Origin of the sequence: Neisseria sp. P0008.S004 (assembly GCF_051962755.1) — a bacterium.
Classification (GTDB): Bacteria; Pseudomonadota; Gammaproteobacteria; order Burkholderiales; family Neisseriaceae; genus Neisseria; species Neisseria subflava_A.
Window position 1 is genome coordinate 47982 of record NZ_JBQCUZ010000008.1, and the last position, 18570, is coordinate 66551.

Annotated in this window: 19 protein-coding genes and 2 tRNA genes; 2 read left to right on the forward strand and 19 right to left on the reverse strand. The window is 49.6% G+C overall.

The window, feature by feature from the left end; genetic code table 11:
* Positions 1 to 8 precede the first annotated feature (8 nt).
* The 17 genes from ylqF to ACTHSW_RS09210 all read right to left on the reverse strand — a co-directional run bounded on the left by ylqF (position 9) and on the right by ACTHSW_RS09210 (position 14447).
* Positions 9 to 950, reverse strand: coding sequence for a ribosome biogenesis GTPase YlqF (ylqF, locus tag ACTHSW_RS09130; protein WP_377073150.1), 942 nt, complete (start codon positions 948 to 950; stop codon positions 9 to 11).
* A gap of 93 nt (positions 951 to 1043) precedes the next feature.
* A complete protein-coding gene (locus ACTHSW_RS09135) occupies positions 1044 to 1268 on the reverse strand; it encodes a protocatechuate 3,4-dioxygenase (RefSeq protein WP_070461624.1) in 225 nt (74 codons plus the stop codon).
* A gap of 34 nt (positions 1269 to 1302) precedes the next feature.
* Positions 1303 to 2157, reverse strand: coding sequence for an RNase adapter RapZ (rapZ, locus tag ACTHSW_RS09140; RefSeq protein WP_070461625.1), 855 nt, complete (start codon positions 2155 to 2157; stop codon positions 1303 to 1305).
* Positions 2138 to 3100: an HPr(Ser) kinase/phosphatase gene (gene hprK / locus ACTHSW_RS09145; RefSeq protein ID WP_003747372.1), complete on the reverse strand. Its 963-nt coding sequence runs from the start codon at positions 3098 to 3100 to the stop codon at positions 2138 to 2140. The genes rapZ and hprK overlap by 20 nt, the downstream gene beginning before the upstream one ends.
* 3 nt (positions 3101 to 3103) lie before the next feature.
* Positions 3104 to 3553 (reverse strand): PTS IIA-like nitrogen regulatory protein PtsN, encoded by a 450-nt coding sequence (gene ptsN / locus ACTHSW_RS09150; RefSeq protein ID WP_039862228.1) that lies wholly within the window; start codon positions 3551 to 3553, stop codon positions 3104 to 3106.
* A gap of 269 nt (positions 3554 to 3822) precedes the next feature.
* On the reverse strand, positions 3823 to 4743 hold the full coding sequence (gene ubiA, locus ACTHSW_RS09155) for a 4-hydroxybenzoate octaprenyltransferase (protein WP_070843283.1): 921 nt from the start codon (positions 4741 to 4743) through the stop codon (positions 3823 to 3825).
* Between the two features lie 173 nt (positions 4744 to 4916).
* Positions 4917 to 5411, reverse strand: a complete 495-nt coding sequence (locus ACTHSW_RS09160; protein ID WP_070461626.1) for a chorismate--pyruvate lyase family protein — start codon at positions 5409 to 5411, stop codon at positions 4917 to 4919.
* Positions 5401 to 6057: a dethiobiotin synthase gene (gene bioD / locus ACTHSW_RS09165; protein WP_107811056.1), complete on the reverse strand. Its 657-nt coding sequence runs from the start codon at positions 6055 to 6057 to the stop codon at positions 5401 to 5403. Before bioD ends, ACTHSW_RS09160 begins: the two co-directional genes overlap by 11 nt.
* Positions 6054 to 7343, reverse strand: coding sequence for an adenosylmethionine--8-amino-7-oxononanoate transaminase (gene bioA, locus ACTHSW_RS09170; RefSeq protein ID WP_070461628.1), 1290 nt, complete (start codon positions 7341 to 7343; stop codon positions 6054 to 6056). Before bioA ends, bioD begins: the two co-directional genes overlap by 4 nt.
* Before the next feature lie 52 nt (positions 7344 to 7395).
* Positions 7396 to 8301, reverse strand: a complete 906-nt coding sequence (locus tag ACTHSW_RS09175; protein WP_070461629.1) for a DMT family transporter — start codon at positions 8299 to 8301, stop codon at positions 7396 to 7398.
* A 195-nt stretch (positions 8302 to 8496) separates the two neighbouring features.
* Positions 8497 to 9699, reverse strand: coding sequence for a tryptophan synthase subunit beta (gene trpB / locus ACTHSW_RS09180; protein WP_049344021.1), 1203 nt, complete (start codon positions 9697 to 9699; stop codon positions 8497 to 8499).
* A 112-nt stretch (positions 9700 to 9811) separates the two neighbouring features.
* Positions 9812 to 10222 carry a hypothetical protein gene (locus ACTHSW_RS09185; RefSeq protein ID WP_049336439.1) on the reverse strand — a complete coding sequence of 137 codons (411 nt, stop codon included), beginning with the start codon at positions 10220 to 10222 and terminating at the stop codon, positions 9812 to 9814.
* Positions 10223 to 10226: 4 nt separating this feature from the next.
* On the reverse strand, positions 10227 to 10829 hold the full coding sequence (locus ACTHSW_RS09190) for a DNA glycosylase (RefSeq protein WP_049336521.1): 603 nt from the start codon (positions 10827 to 10829) through the stop codon (positions 10227 to 10229).
* Between the two features lie 36 nt (positions 10830 to 10865).
* Positions 10866 to 11486: a phosphoribosylanthranilate isomerase gene (locus ACTHSW_RS09195; protein WP_070461630.1), complete on the reverse strand. Its 621-nt coding sequence runs from the start codon at positions 11484 to 11486 to the stop codon at positions 10866 to 10868.
* Between the two features lie 402 nt (positions 11487 to 11888).
* Positions 11889 to 14114, reverse strand: coding sequence for a DNA internalization-related competence protein ComEC/Rec2 (locus ACTHSW_RS09200; RefSeq protein ID WP_070461631.1), 2226 nt, complete (start codon positions 14112 to 14114; stop codon positions 11889 to 11891).
* Positions 14115 to 14283: 169 nt separating this feature from the next.
* Positions 14284 to 14358: transfer RNA gene (locus tag ACTHSW_RS09205), tRNA-Glu, on the reverse strand.
* A gap of 12 nt (positions 14359 to 14370) precedes the next feature.
* Positions 14371 to 14447 (reverse strand) — tRNA-Arg (locus tag ACTHSW_RS09210).
* Positions 14448 to 14562: 115 nt separating this feature from the next.
* Between ACTHSW_RS09210 and ACTHSW_RS09215 the strand changes: the two genes are divergently transcribed.
* Complete coding sequence (locus ACTHSW_RS09215; RefSeq protein ID WP_107811057.1) at positions 14563 to 15954, forward strand: 3'-5' exonuclease family protein; 1392 nt, start codon at positions 14563 to 14565, stop codon at positions 15952 to 15954.
* 198 nt (positions 15955 to 16152) lie between these two features.
* Positions 16153 to 16944 (forward strand): Cof-type HAD-IIB family hydrolase, encoded by a 792-nt coding sequence (locus ACTHSW_RS09220; RefSeq protein WP_070461633.1) that lies wholly within the window; start codon positions 16153 to 16155, stop codon positions 16942 to 16944.
* A gap of 66 nt (positions 16945 to 17010) precedes the next feature.
* Here ACTHSW_RS09220 and ACTHSW_RS09225 read toward each other — a convergent pair whose 3' ends face one another.
* Both ACTHSW_RS09225 and metZ read right to left on the reverse strand, forming a co-directional pair.
* The gene (locus tag ACTHSW_RS09225) at positions 17011 to 17217 is read right to left on the reverse strand and encodes a DUF2788 domain-containing protein (RefSeq protein ID WP_003747401.1); all 207 of its coding nucleotides are present in this window, start codon (positions 17215 to 17217) and stop codon (positions 17011 to 17013) included.
* Between the two features lie 88 nt (positions 17218 to 17305).
* Complete coding sequence (gene metZ, locus ACTHSW_RS09230) at positions 17306 to 18475, reverse strand: O-succinylhomoserine sulfhydrylase (RefSeq protein WP_070461634.1); 1170 nt, start codon at positions 18473 to 18475, stop codon at positions 17306 to 17308.
* Positions 18476 to 18570 lie beyond the last annotated feature (95 nt).

Here is an 18570-nt window from a genome sequence, read left to right on the forward strand (position 1 = left end):
CTTTTAGATTAATCGGCTGAAGGCTGCTGCCCTTTTCTTTCCGCCTTTCTGGCTTCGCGAATGGCTTTGAGTTCGGCCTCTTTCTGTCTGGCTTTTTTCAGCCAAGTTTCCCATTGGTTTGGCGTTTCCAGCGTGATTCTGCCGATTTTTCCTTCACGGAAATCAGTCAGGATATTTTCAGCGGCTTTTTGGTAGTTGATCCGTCCGCCGCTCAAAACCGCACCGCGTTTCTTGGCAATCCACTCCAGCCAAGAAGTATCGTCCCAATGGCTGCTTGGATCTTTGTCGGCTTGATAGCGCTCTTGCAACAGGGCCAGATAATGGCGGCGGAGGTAATCCAAAAGCTCAAGCGCTACTTCTTCTTCATCCAGTGCGTTGCGTCCGACTGCACCGCCGGCCGCAAGGTTGTAGCCGCCTTCTTCGACGATAATTTTCGGCCACAACATACCGGGGGTATCGTAAAGCCAGAAATCGTCTGCAAGGAAAAGGCGTTGTTCGGCTTTGGTAATACCGGGTTCGTTACCGGTTTTGGCAGATTTTTTGCCGATCATGCCGTTAATCAAGGTGGATTTGCCGACGTTGGGAATGCCGCAAATCAGGACACGTAGCGGCTTCTCGATACCTTGGCGATGCGGAATCATGGCGCGGCAGGCTTGGGTAATTTTGCCATGAGCGCCGGTTTCGGAAGAATCAAGCGCAATGGCGCGGGTATCTTGGCGGCTGTTGTAGTGTTCGAGCCAAACTTTGGTACGCTCGGGATCGGCAAGATCTTGCTTGTTTAAGATTTTGAGTTTTGGCTTGCCTTTGGACAACTGGGCAAGCAAAGGGTTTTCGCTGGAAGCAGGCATACGCGCGTCTAACATCTCAATCACCATATCAACGCTTTTAATGCGTTCGGCAATGGCTTTTTTTGCCTTGTTCATGTGGCCGGGAAACCATTGGATAGCCATGTCTTTTTGTTCTTTCTATTCGTATCTGAGGCCGTCTGAACAATCATTTTTTTTCAGACGGCCTCGGTATTTGGATAATCGGTCAATCCGGATTTAGAGATTGCCATGTTCATAGCTGTAATAACCTGCTTCATCCATACATTGCTCGAACGTCTTGTATGTATTTCTATTTTGGACTTGCGATTTGCAAGTATTGATTTGGCGGGAAACTTCAGCTTCGCTCGCGCCGGTACGATGCCAACGGTAAGCAGTGACAGGCTCTGTCGCGCAGGCGGTCAAGATAAGCAAGGATAATGCGGTCAGACTGATTTTTTTCATGGTTTCTTCCTTTGAGGCCGTCTGAAACGGCAAGTTAGCGTCCTGCCAAGCTTTGAGCCTGACGGTGGCGGACAAGGAGTTCATAACGGCCTTTGAGGCGCTCGGCCAGTTTTTCCACAACATAAACGGAGCGGTGCTGACCGCCGGTACAACCGATGGCAATCGTCACATAACTGCGGCTCTCTTGTTGCAGGCGCGGCAACCAGCGGCTAATAAAATGGTCGATGTCATCAACCATTTCTTGAACCAACGGCTGCTGGCCCAAATAATCTTGAATAGGTTTGTCCATGCCAGTAAAGGGGCGTAATTCCGGATCGTAATACGGATTGGGCAGGCTGCGCATATCAAACATAAAGTCGGCATTATTGGGAGCGCCATATTTGAAACCAAAGGATTCAAGAATGACCAGCAAACCGACACGTTCAATATTGAGCCATTGTTGCACAGCATAACGCAGCTGCTGAGCATTCATTTTGGACGTATCGATGCAATATGCGATGTCTCTAAGCGGAAAGAGCCACTCGCGTTCTTTTTGCAGGCTTTCCAACAAAGTCAGGTTTTGACCAGACAAAGGGTGTCCACGTCGGGTTTCTGAGAAGCGGCGAACCAAAACACCCTCTTCTGCTTCAACAAACAGGACTTCAACCTGATGTCCTTCGTCACGCAAATATTGGATTTGCTCTTGCGCTTCTTGGATATTAATACGGGAACGGATATCAACGCTGACACCGAGTTTGGTTTCATCGGCCCGTTCGATATGGAGTGAAACCAATGATGGAAGCATTTCCAAGGGAAGATTATCGACACAGTAATAGCCCAAATCTTCGAGCTGCTTAAGAGCTACGGACTTTCCCGAGCCGGATAAGCCGCTAATCAGGACGATTTTCATGATTTTGTTCGTTTTCTTTGAGTTGTGTTTGGTGACGTTCGAGAAATTCTTTGGTGCTGTCTTTACCACGCAATTGAAGGATGTAATTGCGTACTGCAGCTTCAACCAATACTGCTAAGTTTCGACCGATTGCAACAGGCAGGGTAACGGAACGGACGCTGACGTTGAGGATAGATTCTGTTTCGGTACGGATGCTCAATCGATCAAGTTGTTTCATATATCCGTCGTCGGCCGGAACCAAATTGATAATCAGCTGGAGGATTTTTTTCGGACGGATAGAGGTTTCGCCAAAAATATGGCGGATATTAAGTATGCCCAAACCGCGTACTTCGAGGAAATCACGCAGCATAGGCGGGCAACGGCCTTCCAGCATTTCCGGGCCGGTACGGAAAAGTTCGACCGCATCATCGGCAATCAGGCTGTGGCCGCGCGAAATCAGCTCCAATGCCAATTCGCTCTTACCCAAGCCGGATTGTCCGGTAATGAGTACGCCCACTTCAAATACATCCAAAAATACGCCGTGCTTGATGGTGGAAGTTGCCAATGTCCGTTGCAGATAAATCCGCAAAACGTCCATCAGGTGCGGGCTTTCCTGTTTGGAAGTCAGCAAGGGGATACTGTTGGTATGGCAATAATCGCGCAATTTGGGCGATACCGGCAAGCCGTTGGCGACAATGACCAAAGACATGGGGATGTCGAAAAGCTCTCCGAAATCGTAGTTGAGCTCGCCCGACTCCAAGCGGCGCAAATATTCGGCTTCAGCTACGCCGACAACTTGAATTTGGTTGGGATGGATAAAGTTTAAGTGGCCGACCAAGGCCAAGACGGGTTTATCGGCTTCGACACCGATACGGTTGTCCGCGCCAGAATTGCCGGCAGCCCAAGCAAGTTCGAGTTTGTGCTGATTGTCGGAAAACAGGCGGCGGACGGATATGCTGGGCATGAATTACTCTTCGGTCAGAAGTGTGCGTACTTCTTCGGCAGAAGTTGCGGCCATTAATGCTTCACGGATGGCTTTTTGAGAGAATCTGCCGGCCAGTTTGGACAAGACTTCCAAATGTTCGCCGGTAGCGTTTTCAGGCACAAGCAGGATGAAAATCAAGGAAACGGGTTTGCCGTCGGGCGCATCAAAGGCAACCGGCTCTTTGGTGCGGATAAACGCACCGGTGGCTTTTTTCACGCATGCGTGACGGCCGTGAGGAATCGCCACCCCCTGCCCCAAACCGGTCGAACCAAGCTTTTCACGGGCAAACAGGCAGTCGAACACGTTGGTATTCGGTAATTCTGCTTCATTCTCCAGCAGCTGGGCGGCCTCTTCAAACAGACGCTTTTTGCTGCTGACTTCCAAATCCAAAACGATATGGGACAAAGGTAAAATTTCGCCAATCAGGCTCATGTGTATCTCTTTTAAATGTCGCAAAACAATAGGATTGTACCGATTGTCGGTGCAAATCTCAATCCTGAAGGCGTAATTTACACTCGCCCTGCTAACATTTTCCATGTTGTTCTTGATATTTTTTAACGAGCTAAAAATAATCCAACTGCTTGCTTATATTGAATTTAAAGTAAAAATGCTATCAATAGCCAAACTATGATTCAAATGAAAAGGGGTATGCCCGGCATACCCCTTTTCCCCTTCTTTTCAGACGGCCCCAACTTCTTTTTTTAAAACAGTTTGGAAACCAAAAATACCCAGAAATAATGGCAGACCAATCCGCAAAACCACGCCAAACCGATGCGGTTATTGGCCAAAAACGTTTGGAAGCACAACTGGCGATTGCGCGTACGGATGACAACATATTGCTGATACTGCCAATAAACAGTTATCGGCAATATCAACCAATACGGCCAAGTTGCACCGATTTTGATACCCAACACCGCCATCAATACCGTAAACCAAAAATGGCAAAGCATAGAGGCAGTAATGTCGTGATGGCCAAATGTGATTGCCGAAGTTTTAATGCCAATTTTCAAATCGTCTTCTTTGTCCGCCATGGCATAAATCGTGTCGTAAGCCAACGTCCATAAGGCATTGGCGGTAAACATCAGCCACGCTTCGGAAGGCACTCGGCCTTGCACGGCGGCAAAGGCCATGGGAATGCCGAACGAAAATGCCAGTCCTAAATAAAACTGCGGCAACGGGAAAAAGCGTTTGGTAAAGGGATATGTGATGGCCAGGAACAAGGCCGGAAGGCTCATCAGCCAAGTAAAGCGGTTGAGCTGCACCAAGCATAAAGCTGCCATCAGACACAACATGACGGTCAAAAGCAGCGCTTCGATTTTAGAAACCAAACCTTTGGCAAACGGGCGGTTTTTAGTGCGCTCTACTGCACCGTCAAAATTGCGGTCGGCAAAGTCATTTACCACGCAACCTGCGCTGCGCATCAAAAATGTGCCTGCGCTAAAGGCAAGAAAAATATCCGCGTCAGGAACGCCTTTAGACGCAATCCACAATGCCCAATAAGTCGGCCACAGCAAAAGCAGTGTGCCAATGGGTTTGTCGACGCGCATCAGTTTGGCGTATATCACCATCCGTCCGACAGCGTAACGCGGTAGAAATTGTAGAAAAAAGCGCCTTATGTTCATTGATGTAATGTGTCGTTGTTTATGTGTCGATTCGGAAGGAAAGGCTTTTTAGAGCCTTAGCTCTTATTATAATTTATTGCCGTCTGAAATCAAACAGATCTTAACAATTTAATTTATTGTATTATATCAGAATTATGACAAACATCGGTAAACGGTTTTATTTTCAGACAGCCTTAGCGGTATAAATCTATTAATTTCAATAAGAAATATTCTGTTAATTCCAATGTTTCGCCGTTCCAATCGAAATACGAACGGCGCGCGGTAACAGGCCGTCTGAAAGATGGATAGTCGGAATCTTCAAAACGAAGAAACTCAAAATCCGAACGTTTCAACGGCAATGTACCGTCAAACAGGCGCTCGCCCAAAGGCTGCGTTCCGCAATCTAATAATTCTGTCCATAGACTGCTGTCCGGTCGGCACGCGCTTCTGGCTTGTATCACTGTTTCGCCGTCCAGTTTGAGCAAAACATCGCGTACAAAGATTTCGTCTCCGTTTTCCGCACAATTCGTCAAACCCAAATACACGGGCTCGACTGAAAAATCCTTACCGGAAGCACGTAAAGCAGCGGTTAGCGAAGAAACGGTCAGCAAATGTCCGGCCTTAGACGACAAAAGACTTGAAGCTTCGGCATACGAACAAAGCGTGCCACACGGTATATCAAGCTCCATCTGACACCTCTGTTTTGGCCAACTCCTGCCATTTGGCTTCGGGAAACTCATCTTTCAGACGGCCTTTAAGATATTCCAAGGTATCGCCTGCAATGGTTTCATCTTTGCTGTCGTGAATATGGTTGAAAATCAGGCTATACAAGCTGATACCGTATTGTTTGAGCGCGGAAAAGCTGAGCAGGGTGTGGTTGATGCTACCGAGCCGTCCACTGGTAACGAGGATGACGGGATAGCCTTGCTGACGGATATAATCAATGGTCAACAGATTTTCCGTCAGCGGAACCATCAATCCGCCCGCGCCTTCGACCAAGACGATTTCGTATTGCGTCGCCAACTCTTGAGTGGAGGTACGGATTTTGTCCAAATCCAAAGCCCTGCCGTCAAGACGGGCGGCGAGATGGGGCGAGGCGGGATAGCCGAAGATTTCGGGCATGGTCAGCCCTTGCTTGTCGACTTCCTGCATGGGTATGCCCATGATTTTACGGTGGACGGCAATGTCTTCAGCGATGTCTTGGCAACCAGTTTGCACAGGCTTTTGCGTGATCACGCTTTTGCCCTGCTGCAACAATTGTTTTGCCAACACACCGGTGGCGACGGTTTTGCCAATGTCCGTATCAATGCCGCTGACGAAGTAAACGCCTTTCATTTGTTGTGTTCCTTCAAAATGTGCACGGTTTTGTCGGCAAGTTCGGTTAAGAGGTCGTCTGAAATGATGTAAGGCGGCATCAGATATACCAGCCTGCCGAAGGGGCGCACCCAAATGCCCTGCGCCACGCAATCCGCTTGAAAACGCGCCATATCCACGCCTTTTTCCAACTCAATCACCCCAATAGCACCCAAAACGCGAACATCTTTCACACCGCGAATGTCCCACGCAGCTTTCAGACGGCCTTTTAAGATGCTTTCGATGCGGCGGATATTTGCCTGCCAATCTTGGGACAAAAGCAGTTTGACCGAAGCGCAGGCTACGGCACACGCCAGCGGGTTTGCCATAAACGTCGGCCCGTGCATGAACACGCCCGCTTCGCCGCGCGAAATCGTTTCGGTGACTTTTTGCGAAGTGATTACCGCCGCCAGCGTCATATAGCCGCCGCTCAAGCCCTTGCCGATGCACATAATATCCGGCACGACATTTGCGTGTTCGCAGGCAAACATCTTGCCCGTTCGCCCGAAGCCGGTGGCGATTTCATCAAAAATCAACACGATATCAAATTCGTCGCACAAATCACGCAAACCGCGAAGATACTGCGGATGATAAAAATACATGCCGCCCGCGCCCTGCACGACCGGTTCCAAAATAAAGGCGGCAATATCCGCATGATGTGCTTCAAACAAGGCGCGGACAGGCTGCAAATCCGCCTCGTCCCATTCATCGTCGAAGCGGCTTTTCGGATTATCGACAAAATAACGCTGCGGCAACGCGCTGCCGAAAATATGGTGCATCCCTGTTTCCGGATCGCAGACGGACATCGCGTTCCAAGTATCACCGTGATACCCGCGCCGCACCGTCGCGATATTCTGCTTCGCCTTCAGCCCCCGCGCCTGCTGGTATTGCACTGCCATCTTCAGCGCGACCTCTACCGAAACCGAACCCGAGTCCGCATAAAAAATACGGTCCAGTCCCTGTGGCAAAATCTCGACCAATAATTTACCCAGTTCCACCGCAGGCTCATGCGTCAGACCACCGAACATCACATGCGACATTTGCTTAATCTGCGCCTCAACCGCCTGATTCAAAACGGGATGATTGTAACCGTGTATCGCACACCACCAAGACGACATCCCGTCAATCAGCCGCGTGCCGTCCGCCAATTCGATGTGTACACCCTCCGCTCGTCGCACCGGATAAACAGGCAACGGATCGGTCATAGATGTATAGGGATGGAGCAGGTGGGCGCGGTCGAAATCGAGCAGGGAGGAATGTTCGGACATGTTGAAAACAATGGTTTAATCAGTTTCATTATTATATAACATATTTACCTTTTCAGACGGCACGTCTTCCGTACTGCATCAACGCCAATCCGCCCACCGCCGCCAAACAGCCGACAACCAAGGAAACATGCAATGCCTCGTCCAAAAACCAAGCAGAACACAAAATGCCGAATACCGGAACCAAAGTGATGTACGCCGCCGCGCTGCCTGCGCCCAAAGTCTTCACGCCTTCAAAATACCACGCATAGCTTAAGACCGTTGCGCCGACAGACAGGCCAATCAAAGCAAACCAGCCCCTGCCGTCCATTTCGGCAAGCATGCCAAACGGCAGTCCGTCTGAAACCAACGCAGGCGGCAGCAACATCATTGCACCCAGCCAAGCGGTGGCCACGGTAACCGTCAGCGCATCAATCCCCTGCAACACCGCCCTGCCTATCATCGTATAAGTAACCAAGCAGCAAAGGCTGCAAAACACCAGAACTTCGCCCCACCCTATGCCGCCGCCCGATAAAAATGCCGCAATCTCGCCATGCGTAACCGCCCATATCGAGCCTGCCACTGCCAACAACATGCCCGACACAATCTTGCCGTTGAGCTTCTCGCCAAACAGCAAAGCCGCAAAAAACATCGTCAACACAGGATTAAACGTAACCAACACCGTCGCCCTTGAAGCAGGAATCCGCTGCAAACCCAGCATAGATAACACAGTAAAACCAAATACGCCGAATGCCGCCGCCAGTGCCAATCCAAGCCATTGTTTGCGCGACAAAACCGCCAAAGTACGCAATCGATACCGTGCAAACAGCCAGCCCAAAAGCAAGATTGCCGCCGTCAAAAAGCGCAGCATACCGCCCGTTAAAGGCGGCAGCGCCTGTCCCAGCATCCGCCCCATCGGCCAAGATGCGCCCCAAAACGCCGCCATGCCCAATAGTTTTAGATGGATTGCTAAATGTTTCATGGTGATGGATAACTTGAATAAATCGGTTTAGAAAGCGTACACACGCAGTTTGGAAGGATAAATTTCCTTAGCCGCCGATACTTGATAGAGTTTGCGCGGATAAAATACTACGCTGAATCATTACGGAAACAAAGGCCGTCTGAAAGACTGAAATCCAGCTTTTTCAGACGGCCTTTACTGCTCAATCAATAAGGCTTACAACTCAATGCCTTTGAGTTTCGCCACAGTATTAATGTCTTTGTCGCCGCGACCGGACAGGTTGACCAGAATCACTTGGTCTTTGCCCATTTTCGGCGCGTTGGCGACTGCCCAAGCGACTGCGTGACTGGATTCCAGCGCAGGAATAATACCCTCGAAACGGCAGAGCAAGTCAAAGGCTTCGAGTGCTTCGTCGTCTTTGGCAACGGTGTATTCCACGCGGTTGATATCGTTTAAATGGCTGTGTTCCGGGCCGATGCCTGGGTAGTCCAAGCCTGCGGAAACGGAGTGCGTACCCAAGACTTGACCGTTTTCGTCCTGCATCAAATAGCTGCGGAAACCGTGCAATACGCCGATAGGGGCTTTACTGGTAATCGGTGCGGCGTGGTCAGGGGTATCCACACCCAAACCGCCGGCTTCTACGCCGACCAAACGTACGTTTTCTTCTTCGATATAGGGATGGAACAAACCGATGGCGTTCGAGCCGCCACCCACGCAGGCAACGGCAACATCAGGTTGGCGGCCGATGGCTTCCAACATTTGCTCTTTGGCTTCATTGCCGATCACGCATTGGAAGTCGCGCACCATTTCGGGATACGGCGCGGGACCGGCGGCGGTGCCGATGATGTAGAACGTATCGTCCACACGCGCCACCCATTCGCGCATGGCTTCGTTCATCGCGTCCTTCAAAGTACGGCTGCCGCTGTCAACGCTGACCACGTTCGCACCCAATAATTTCATGCGGAACACATTCGGCATTTGACGTTGGATATCGTCCGCGCCCATGTACACGTCACAAGTCATGCCGAAGCGTGCGGCGACGGTAGCAGAAGCCACGCCGTGCTGACCCGCGCCGGTTTCGGCAATCACGCGTTTTTTGCCCATGCGGCGGGCAAGCAGAGCCTGACCGATGGTGTTGTTCACTTTGTGCGCGCCAGTGTGGTTCAAATCTTCACGCTTCAGCCAGATTTGCGCGCCGCCCAAATGCTCGGACAAGCGCGCGGCATGGTAAACAGGGCTGGGACGGCCGACATAGTGTTTCAAATCATGGCGGAACTCTTCCCAAAATGAAGGATCTTCTTTCGCTGCTTTATAGGCTTCTGCCAATTCTTGCAATGCCGGAATCAGGGTTTCGGAAACGTACAGGCCGCCGTGTTCGCCGAAAAAGCCTTTCTCGTCGGGAGCGTGATAATTTTTCATGGGATTTTTCCTTGTTCGTTTTATGGTTTCAGACGGCCTGATTCAGTAAAAGGCCGTCTGAAAGTAAAAATTGTCAGCAATTATAGCTGTTTTCCATTCATCTTGTCGGCAACTAATTGAATAATAATATCAGCAGACAAAATAGGAACAACAGCGTACAGCTCGATGTTGCAATCAATGCCGTACCCAACGGAGGCGCGATATATTTTTCTTCGTTTTTGTTTCTCAGGCATAGTTTCAATGCCAACATCCCCAGCCACAGCGCCAGCAACCAACAACCCAGAAAGTTAAGCACAAGCAAAGCAATAATCAACTCATTGGTATTTATAGTACTTACGTTCAAAAATATCCAATTAAGGCCGTTAACAGACATAATGACTGCAGATATTTGTATCACATACAAAAGCGTTCCGCCCAACAATACCCTGATGTGCCATTTTTTGGCCTTCAGCCACACTGAGACGACATTAAAAAGCCACCACAAAGCCATAAACACCATTAAAGAGATTTCATAACGATCCATCGCCCTACTCCTGAAAAACAGTCAATCCAGCCATTTCAAAAAAAGCCCGATACGCCGCTGCTTTTTTTGCCAAACTCAAAGGATAGGCACGCGAAGTCGAAGGCAGACGCGTCAGGGTCAACTCACGCCCTGCATAGGGGAACGGCACTGTTTCGCCGGTTTTCGGCATTTTCATGCCGCTGCCTTGAATCTCCAACAAAACTTCGGTTGCCTTGCCGCCAGTGGTGCAAAGATGGCGGCACTCGGGCATTTGCGCCAATACTGCCGCCAAATCGACAGTTTCTATCACTTTTAAAAACTTATCCGAAGCATTGCCATGTTCGCGTATTGCCTTCAATACGGTCGGACAGGATGCAATCCCCTTTTCACTCAAAAACGCTTTGATTTTATCGGCATCAAACGCTTTTTCGCCCTGCTTTTGAAAATGCGCCGCATCGCCGAAAAACACCAGCCCATACACACGCCACATATCGTTTTGAAAATTCGGATAATGAAACTGCATCGCGTGTTTTTCTTCTTTAGGCGGAAACGTCCCCATCATCATGACCGTTGCCTGCGGAGGCAACAAGGCTGCGAAGGGGTGGGACTCAACGATTGACTCTTGCATATCTGTATTCCGGTTGTTTTTCATTCAAACAAATTTTCAGACGGCCTTTACTGCCTGAATAAACGCCGCCATTTTCTCCCTGCTCTTAACCCCACCGGAGATCTCCACGCCGCCGGACACATCCACCGCCGCCGCGCCACTGATTTTTACCGCTTCGGCAACGTTTTCCGCAGTCAATCCGCCGGCAAGTATCCACGGTTTGCCGATATTGCCGTGCAACATGGTCCAATCGAAACTTTGTCCCGTACCGCCGTATTCGGTCGGATGATAAGCATCAAACAACAAGGCGCGTGCATTCGGAAATTTGGCACAGGCCGTCTGAAAATCGGCTGCGGACTGTACACGCACGGCCTTCAAATACGGGCGGTCAAACCGACGGCAAAAATCATCGTCTTCATCGCCATGAAACTGAATCATATCTATCGGCACCTGACGCAGAATCTCGCGGATGGTTTGCTCGTTTTCATTCACAAACAAGGCCACCACCGATACAAACGGCGGCAGATTTTTCACAACCGCCTGCGCCTGCTCAATACTCACTGCCCGTTTACTCTTGGCGTAAAACACCAGCCCGATGGCATCCGCACCCAATTCGGCCGCAGTCAGCGCGTCTTCAGGTCGGGTAATGCCGCAAATTTTGGTGCGTATGGTGTGCATGGAAATTGCCTTTTTAAACAGATGAGTCGGATATTATATAAGTTTAAGGCCGTCTGAACATGAAATATCAGGTTCAGACGGCCTTAAACTTTAAAATAACAATCAGCCGATAATATTGGCGGCTGTCAGCTGCGCAGCATCTTCATTGTAGAAACGTGCAAACTCTGTGCTGCTTTAGGCTCTGCTTGATATACAGAACATCATACCGATTATTACTAATAACTTTGTAATTATTACCCTATTTTTAAACTGCCTATTTTTTCATCACAATTAATTTATTCTTTATTATCAAATATCAAACCAAACTATCCACAATTGGATTCACACAAAATTTGGATAATGCCCGTCAATGAAAAATATTAAGGCCGTCTGAAAAGTCTTTCAGACGGCCTTTTAGCCTTTTTACTCAAACGGTTTCTTCTGCCAATAAAACTTATCCTTTTTCAGACGGCCTTGAAATATATCGTCCTGTCCCAAAGCAAACACCAACGCGCCTGACAAATCCGTTCTCAACAAAGTAATACCGTGCGCGCGGACACGATTTTGTACGGCAACGGTCGGATGTTTGTAGGCATTGGCATAGCCGCTGGATGCCACGGCATATTGTGGCGAAACCGTATGCAGAAAGCTGCCTGACGAAGCCGTGCTGCTGCCGTGATGTCCCAATACCAACACTTGGCTATACAGCGCATTGCCGTATTTCTCAATCAAACCGGCCTCGCCCTTCACGCCCAAATCGCCGGTTATCAACAAGGCTTTGCCGTTTGCCACGACACGCAATACGCAGCTTTGGTCATTATCTTCCTTGCCTGCATTTTCAGACGGCCTGAGTAACTCGAAATCTACGCCGTCCCATTGCCATTTGTCTTCTTGGCAAAACTCTGCATTCGGATAAAACTCAGGTTGTCCGGCAAGCAATTTATCAGCACCGACAGCCGCTACACTTTGAAAACCGCCGTCATGATCAATATCATGGTGCGACAAAATCAGGCTGTCCAAACGGCGCACGCCCATAGCGTTCAAACTCGGCACAATACCTGTTTGCGCCACTTGCTCCGTTCCCGTATCAAACAAAAGATTGCGGTTACGCGTTTGTATCAACACCGACAAACCTTGTCCTGCATCCATCACCATAACTCTTGCTACCCCCTCCTCCAGCTTGGCAGGATGGTAAAACACAAAGCCCAATAAAACCAGACATGCCCAAGGTTTTAAGCCCATTCCTTTAGGTAGCAATAACAGCAAAGCTGCCATCATCGCCAACACCAGCAAAGGCACAGGCGCCGCTGCGACGGCAAATTCAGGCGATACCGTAGCCAGCCATACCAAACCGCGTAAAGTATATTCCGCCAAAAATGCCGCTACCGACTGGACAAGCTCAAAGGGAAAAACCGAACCCAGCAAAGCCAACGGCGTCAACACCCAAGAAAACCAAGGAATAGCCAGGGCATTAACCAACGGACTGAGCAAAGGTAACGAAGCAAACAAATAGCCCAGCAATACCACCGACAATACCGTTGCCGCCCATTGCCCCCGTACAGCCAAACGCCAACCCAACTCTTTCAGACGGCCTGATGAAGCCCAAATCAAAGCAGCAACTAAACCGAAAGACAACCAAGTTCCCACGCCCAATACAGCCAACGGGTCCAACAACAAAACAACGGCCAAAGCCTGCCACCACGCCATCCAGCCCGAGCCGCCACTTCCGCGCCACCATGCCCACGCAAACGCAGCCAACATCAACACACTGCGTTGCGTCGGTACGGAAAAACCTGCCAAAAGCGCATAAAACAAAGCACCAGCAACACCACCAGCCAATATCCACACACGCGGTTTCGCCGGAATCCACGGCAAATAACGGAAAATTCGCTTGATCAGCCAGGCAAACAATACCGCCACCATCGTCACATGCAAGCCTGAAATACTGACCAAGTGCGTCAGCCCCAAAGGCCGGAATGCCTGCCACAAAGGCGGCCGCAACGCCGATTGCTCGCCAATACTCAAAGCACGCATCAGCCCTATGCCGTCTGAAAACTCAGGATATTTGTCCGCCGTTCCCTGCCAACTTCGGCTTACCGCATCACGCATATTAGCCAAACCGAAACCGCCGCCTTGCCGCACGAGTTTCCTGTCGCGCCCCAAAGTACCCATGCCGTCGATACCATTGGCCAAAGCCCATGTTTCACGGTTCAAACCGCGCACATTCACTTCACCGATCACCGGCCTTACCCGTGCCGATACAGACCACCGACTGCCCACCGTCCAATTGCGCCGCTGATAATCCGACAACATCAAATCAAAAGCCTGCCCACGCTCATCCCAAGCCCTTGCCGCAAACTGCACACGCCGACCATCATCACGCGGCATATCCGCCACTTCAAGCGTCAAAACTTGAGCAGCCACTTCCCCTGCAGGCCATTGACCAGCCAACACCAGCCCGGTCCGCCACACACCAAACGCCATGCCCATACAGACGGCCAGCACCAACCAAGCCACAGCAAATCTTCGACACAACGCAAGCGCGCCAATGATTACAGACAACCAAGCCCACCATAGCGGCACAAATGGCAGCGCAAACGAAAGCACTACACCAACCACCCAGGCAGGCAACACAAACTGCCACGCCATGAACGTTTTCCCTTAAATTATGATTATTAGATATGCAATAATAAATGCTTTTAGTATATTATGACAAATGCCAACCAGCGTTAGTAGATAAAAAGAGAGGTTCAAATCATTTCAAAACCGATAGACGCAAAAAAGCGCAATCCGAAACAGATTGCGCTTTTTAATAAACTGGCACGCCCACGGGGAATCGAACCCCGGTTACCGCCGTGAAAGGGCGATGTCCTAACCGCTAGACGATGGGCGCGGAGATTTTCTGTGGCGCACCCGGAGCGATTCGAACGCCCGACCCTCTGGTTCGTAGCCAGATACTCTATCCAACTGAGCTACGGGTGCATCAACAAAGATTTGAATTATAAAGAGAGGGCTGTTTACTGTCAAGCGTTTTAATTGGAAAACTTGCAGACAGCGTGTAAAATGCGCATTTGCTATTGAATTTACAGAGAATAAAATGTCAGATTTCGCACGCTGGCCGCTCTTATCCGAAGCATTTTCCCGTTTGGGACGGCCTGTGGTTGTGGTGGATTTGGAGACGACCGGTGGAAATTTCTATCAAGACAGGATAACGGAAGTCGCCCTTGTTCGTTTTGAGCAAGGACGCGCCACACATTACGAGCAATTGGTCAATCCTTGCCGCAGCATTCCCGAATTTGTTGCCAGGCTGACCGGAATTCATGATGAAACGGTGAAAAACGCGCCTGTCTTTGCCGATATTGCAGCCGATTTGTTGCCGCTGTTGCAAGGTGCAGTGGTTGTTGCACACAACAGCCGCTTTGACTACACCTTCCTGCGCCACGAGTTTGCCCGTATCCATACTGACTTTGCCGCACCCTCGCTCTGTACGGTTCAACTGTCTCGTCGCCTGTATCCTGAATTTTACAAACACAGTCTCGACAGCATTATCGAACGCACCGGCATTCGGACGGCCAACCGCCACCGTGCCATGACCGATGTTGCCGCATTGTGTGATTATCTCGAATTAAGTCTAGCAGAAAAAAATCATCAACAATGGGACGAACACGTCCGTGTATTGATGAATCCGAAAATGTTGCCCACTTGGCTGCCTGATTCGCTTGCCCAACAGCTCTATGCCCTGCCCGACAGTTACGGTGTATTGGTTTGGTTTGACCATTTCGGCAAAGCCCAATCCATTGAAGCACACGAACGCGCATACAGTGAAACCGCTACCCTGCTGCACAGCAAAAAACTGCCACCGCACATCAAAGCTGCGGCCTCCATCCGTTTTATTCCGGCAGTCGGACAGCTTCATACATTATGGCTCAAAGCACAGACCATGCAGGAATACCAACTGATGCCGTCTGAAAAGTCCACATCGTTTTCTACCGTCCGCTTTATCGCGGACGAACACGGCAGCCTTCAAGCACGCATTGTCTTGTTAAACAGCGGCACCAGAAACTGGCGTCCATACGGTTTGTTTGCCCACAAAAAAGCAGCCAAACGCGCCTTGACACAATGGTCGCAAGAACACAGGCTCTGCCCAGATTCGCTCAACATTTTGCCGACCAGCTACGCAAAGGGAGAACCCTGCCCAGTTGAGGCCGTCGGAAAATGCAATGGCAACTGCCGCCAGCCAAACGGCATCAAACATCAAAACCAACGCATTACCGAGCTTGCCGCCCTACTCCCCGTAACCGATTGGGGCAAAGCGCACGAAATTGAAATTACCGAAACCGACCCCCTGACCGGAAACAGCATTACCCTGCTCTGCGCCGGCGGTGCGTTGGCATTGCCTGACGGCAGCTGGTATTTCGACAGCAGCCTGCCTCTCGTGATTAAAAACAAATTCAGGCAAGACAAAGAAAATATCCGTTTGATTGCTTAAAACAAGGCCGTCTAAAAACCAAATTTTCAGACGGCCTATTGTGAATAACTTTCCGCTTTATTCCCAAAATAAAAATCTGCCTAAAATTTAATCAGAACTTATTTTTATAATAGCAATCAAATACTAAACCAATTTATACACAAGCTGTTCACACAATTTTCAATGAAAGCTGTGTATACCCAGCCCAACGAGTAAACCATGAACAACCCTGAAATCATCTTCTTTGACATCGACGACACCCTCTACCGCAAATACACGGATACCCTGCGTCCCTCAGTTCCCAAAGCCATGCACGAATTGAAAGCCAAAGGCATTTTGACTGCCATTGCCACCGGCCGTCCGGAAGCCGCCATTCCCGCCAAAGTCAAAGCCTTGATTCAAGAATGCGGTATCGACATGCTCGTTACCATCAACGGCCAATATATTTCCTTTCACGGCGAACCCCTGCAAAGCTACCCCTTGGACATTGCCGACATCGAAACAGCCATCAACCTGCTTGAACAACATAAAATAGACTACGCATTCGTCAACAACCAAGAAATTGCCGTTTCCTCCCATTCGCCGCGCGTTGCCGAAGGCTTATCGCATATCCTGCCCAACTTCCTGATGGATAAAGAATATTTCCGAAAACAGCCTGTTTATCAAATGTTGGTATTTGTGGATAAAGAAGAAGAAAAAATCCTGCAACCGCTAACCCAGCAACACGGCTTCAAATCCGTCCGCTGGCATGAATATGCCGTGGACCTGCTGCGCAAAGAAGGTTCAAAAGCACGGGGCATCACCCACGCAGTGGAAAAACTGGGCATTGATATGAGCAAAGTGATGGCATTCGGTGATAGCTTCAACGACTTGGAAATGCTGTCAACCGTCGGCTTTGGCGTTGCCATGGGCAATGGCGAAGAAGCAGCCAAAGCGGCCACACAATTCGTCTGCCCAAGTGTTGATGAAGATGGCGTCTTGCGCGGCTTGCAAGAATTGGGCGTAATTTAAATTTCAAATCAAAAGGCCGTCTGAACATTTTTTCAGAAGGCCTTGTTCTATCTATAAACTTTCTGCTTACTTTGGCAATACCAAAAAGCTAATCAGCAACTCTTTAAATACGAATCCAAACACACCCAAGCCCAAAACCAAGAAGAGCATGGCAATGCCGAATTTGCCGGCTTTGGATTCTTTACCCAAGTTCCAAACGATAAAGCCCAAAAAGATAATCAGGCCGGTGAGGAGGATTTTCATTGCCCACGAGGCGAATTCTGCTTCAGACATTATTTTTTCCTTTTATTCTTAAGATGTGTGTTTAATTGCTTTCAGACGGCCTATTAAAATTTAAGGCCGTCTGCAATTTGTTTTTAGATTATTTGTTCAATGCTTGTTGCAAATCATCAATCAAATCGTCGATGTGTTCCAAACCAACAGAGAGGCGTATCAAGCCCGGGCGGATATTGGCGGCGAGTTTTTCTTCAGGCTGCATCCGGCCGTGCGTGGTTGTCCACGGATGGGTGATGGTCGAGCGCACATCGCCGAGGTTGGCAGTACGGGAAAAGAGTTCTACGCCGTCCACGATTTTCCATGCTTCTTCTTGGTCTGCAACTTCAAAACCCACGACGATACCGCCGCCATTTTGCTGTTTGCGGATCAGTTCGGCTTGCGGATGGTCGGGCAAACCGGTGTAGTACACGGCTTGGACTTGCGGTTGCTCTTTCAACCATTGCGCGATTTTCAGCGCATTGTCGTATTGTTTTTCCATACGCAGCGACAGAGTTTCCACGCCGCTTAACAGCTGCCATGCGTTAAACGGAGACATCGCCAAACCGCAAGAGTTGCAATACATGGCAACTTGCGTCATCAATTCTTCCGAACCGGCCAACACGCCGCCCATCACGCGGCCGTGACCATCAATCGCTTTGGTTGCGGAAGAAACAGAAATATCCGCACCGTGTTTCAAAGGCTGCGAGCCGACTGGCGACAAGAGGCTGTTGTCCACTACCAAAAGCGCACCGATGCTGTGTGCCAGTTCGGCCAAAGCTTCCAAATCGGCAACTTCGCCCAAAGGGTTGGACGGCGTTTCCAAAAACAGCAATTTGGTATTGTCTTTAACCGCGGCTTTCCACTCGTTCAAATCGGTTGGCGACACATGACTGACCTCGATGCCGAACTTAGTTACGATATTATTGATAAAACCAACAGTCGTACCAAACAGACTGCGGCTGGAAATAACATGATCACCAGCTTGCAAGAAGGTAAAAAACGCTGCCTGAATCGCGGACATACCGGTCGAAGTGGCTACCGCGCGCTCTGCGCCTTCCAATGCAGCAATGCGTTTTTCAAAAGCGGCAGTAGTCGGATTGGCTGTACGGGTATAGGTAAAGCCTTTAATTTTTTTGGAAAACAAATCTGCCGCATGTTGTGCGCTTTCCCACATGAAGCTGCTGGTCAAAAACAGCGCCTGATTGTGTTCACGATATTCGGTCTGCTCTTTGCCGCCCCGGATGGCCAGCGTTTGCGGATGAAGTTTTTTGTTCATTTATTCTCCAATCTACTGTGTATTCCAATGGACGGAACAATATTTTCCGTCTGTTTAACTTGTTAACATTTTGCGCTTATTCCTGTCATCTTTCA

Bases quoted from the DNA above. Each gene is read 5' to 3' on its own strand.
- ylqF (WP_377073150.1), bottom strand. From the start codon at position 950: ATGGCTATCCAATGGTTTCCCGGCCACATGAACAAGGCAAAAAAAGCC.
- ACTHSW_RS09135 (WP_070461624.1), bottom strand. From the start codon at position 1,268: ATGAAAAAAATCAGTCTGACCGCATTATCCTTGCTTATCTTGACCGCC.
- rapZ (WP_070461625.1), bottom strand. From the start codon at position 2,157: ATGAAAATCGTCCTGATTAGCGGCTTATCCGGCTCGGGAAAGTCCGTA.
- hprK (WP_003747372.1), bottom strand. From the start codon at position 3,100: ATGCCCAGCATATCCGTCCGCCGCCTGTTTTCCGACAATCAGCACAAA.
- ptsN (WP_039862228.1), bottom strand. From the start codon at position 3,553: ATGAGCCTGATTGGCGAAATTTTACCTTTGTCCCATATCGTTTTGGAT.
- ubiA (WP_070843283.1), bottom strand. From the start codon at position 4,743: ATGAACATAAGGCGCTTTTTTCTACAATTTCTACCGCGTTACGCTGTC.
- ACTHSW_RS09160 (WP_070461626.1), bottom strand. From the start codon at position 5,411: ATGGAGCTTGATATACCGTGTGGCACGCTTTGTTCGTATGCCGAAGCT.
- bioD (WP_107811056.1), bottom strand. From the start codon at position 6,057: ATGAAAGGCGTTTACTTCGTCAGCGGCATTGATACGGACATTGGCAAA.
- bioA (WP_070461628.1), bottom strand. From the start codon at position 7,343: ATGTCCGAACATTCCTCCCTGCTCGATTTCGACCGCGCCCACCTGCTC.
- ACTHSW_RS09175 (WP_070461629.1), bottom strand. From the start codon at position 8,301: ATGAAACATTTAGCAATCCATCTAAAACTATTGGGCATGGCGGCGTTT.
- trpB (WP_049344021.1), bottom strand. From the start codon at position 9,699: ATGAAAAATTATCACGCTCCCGACGAGAAAGGCTTTTTCGGCGAACAC.
- ACTHSW_RS09185 (WP_049336439.1), bottom strand. From the start codon at position 10,222: ATGGATCGTTATGAAATCTCTTTAATGGTGTTTATGGCTTTGTGGTGG.
- ACTHSW_RS09190 (WP_049336521.1), bottom strand. From the start codon at position 10,829: ATGCAAGAGTCAATCGTTGAGTCCCACCCCTTCGCAGCCTTGTTGCCT.
- ACTHSW_RS09195 (WP_070461630.1), bottom strand. From the start codon at position 11,486: ATGCACACCATACGCACCAAAATTTGCGGCATTACCCGACCTGAAGAC.
- ACTHSW_RS09200 (WP_070461631.1), bottom strand. From the start codon at position 14,114: ATGGCGTGGCAGTTTGTGTTGCCTGCCTGGGTGGTTGGTGTAGTGCTT.
- ACTHSW_RS09215 (WP_107811057.1), top strand. From the start codon at position 14,563: ATGTCAGATTTCGCACGCTGGCCGCTCTTATCCGAAGCATTTTCCCGT.
- ACTHSW_RS09220 (WP_070461633.1), top strand. From the start codon at position 16,153: ATGAACAACCCTGAAATCATCTTCTTTGACATCGACGACACCCTCTAC.
- ACTHSW_RS09225 (WP_003747401.1), bottom strand. From the start codon at position 17,217: ATGTCTGAAGCAGAATTCGCCTCGTGGGCAATGAAAATCCTCCTCACC.
- metZ (WP_070461634.1), bottom strand. From the start codon at position 18,475: ATGAACAAAAAACTTCATCCGCAAACGCTGGCCATCCGGGGCGGCAAA.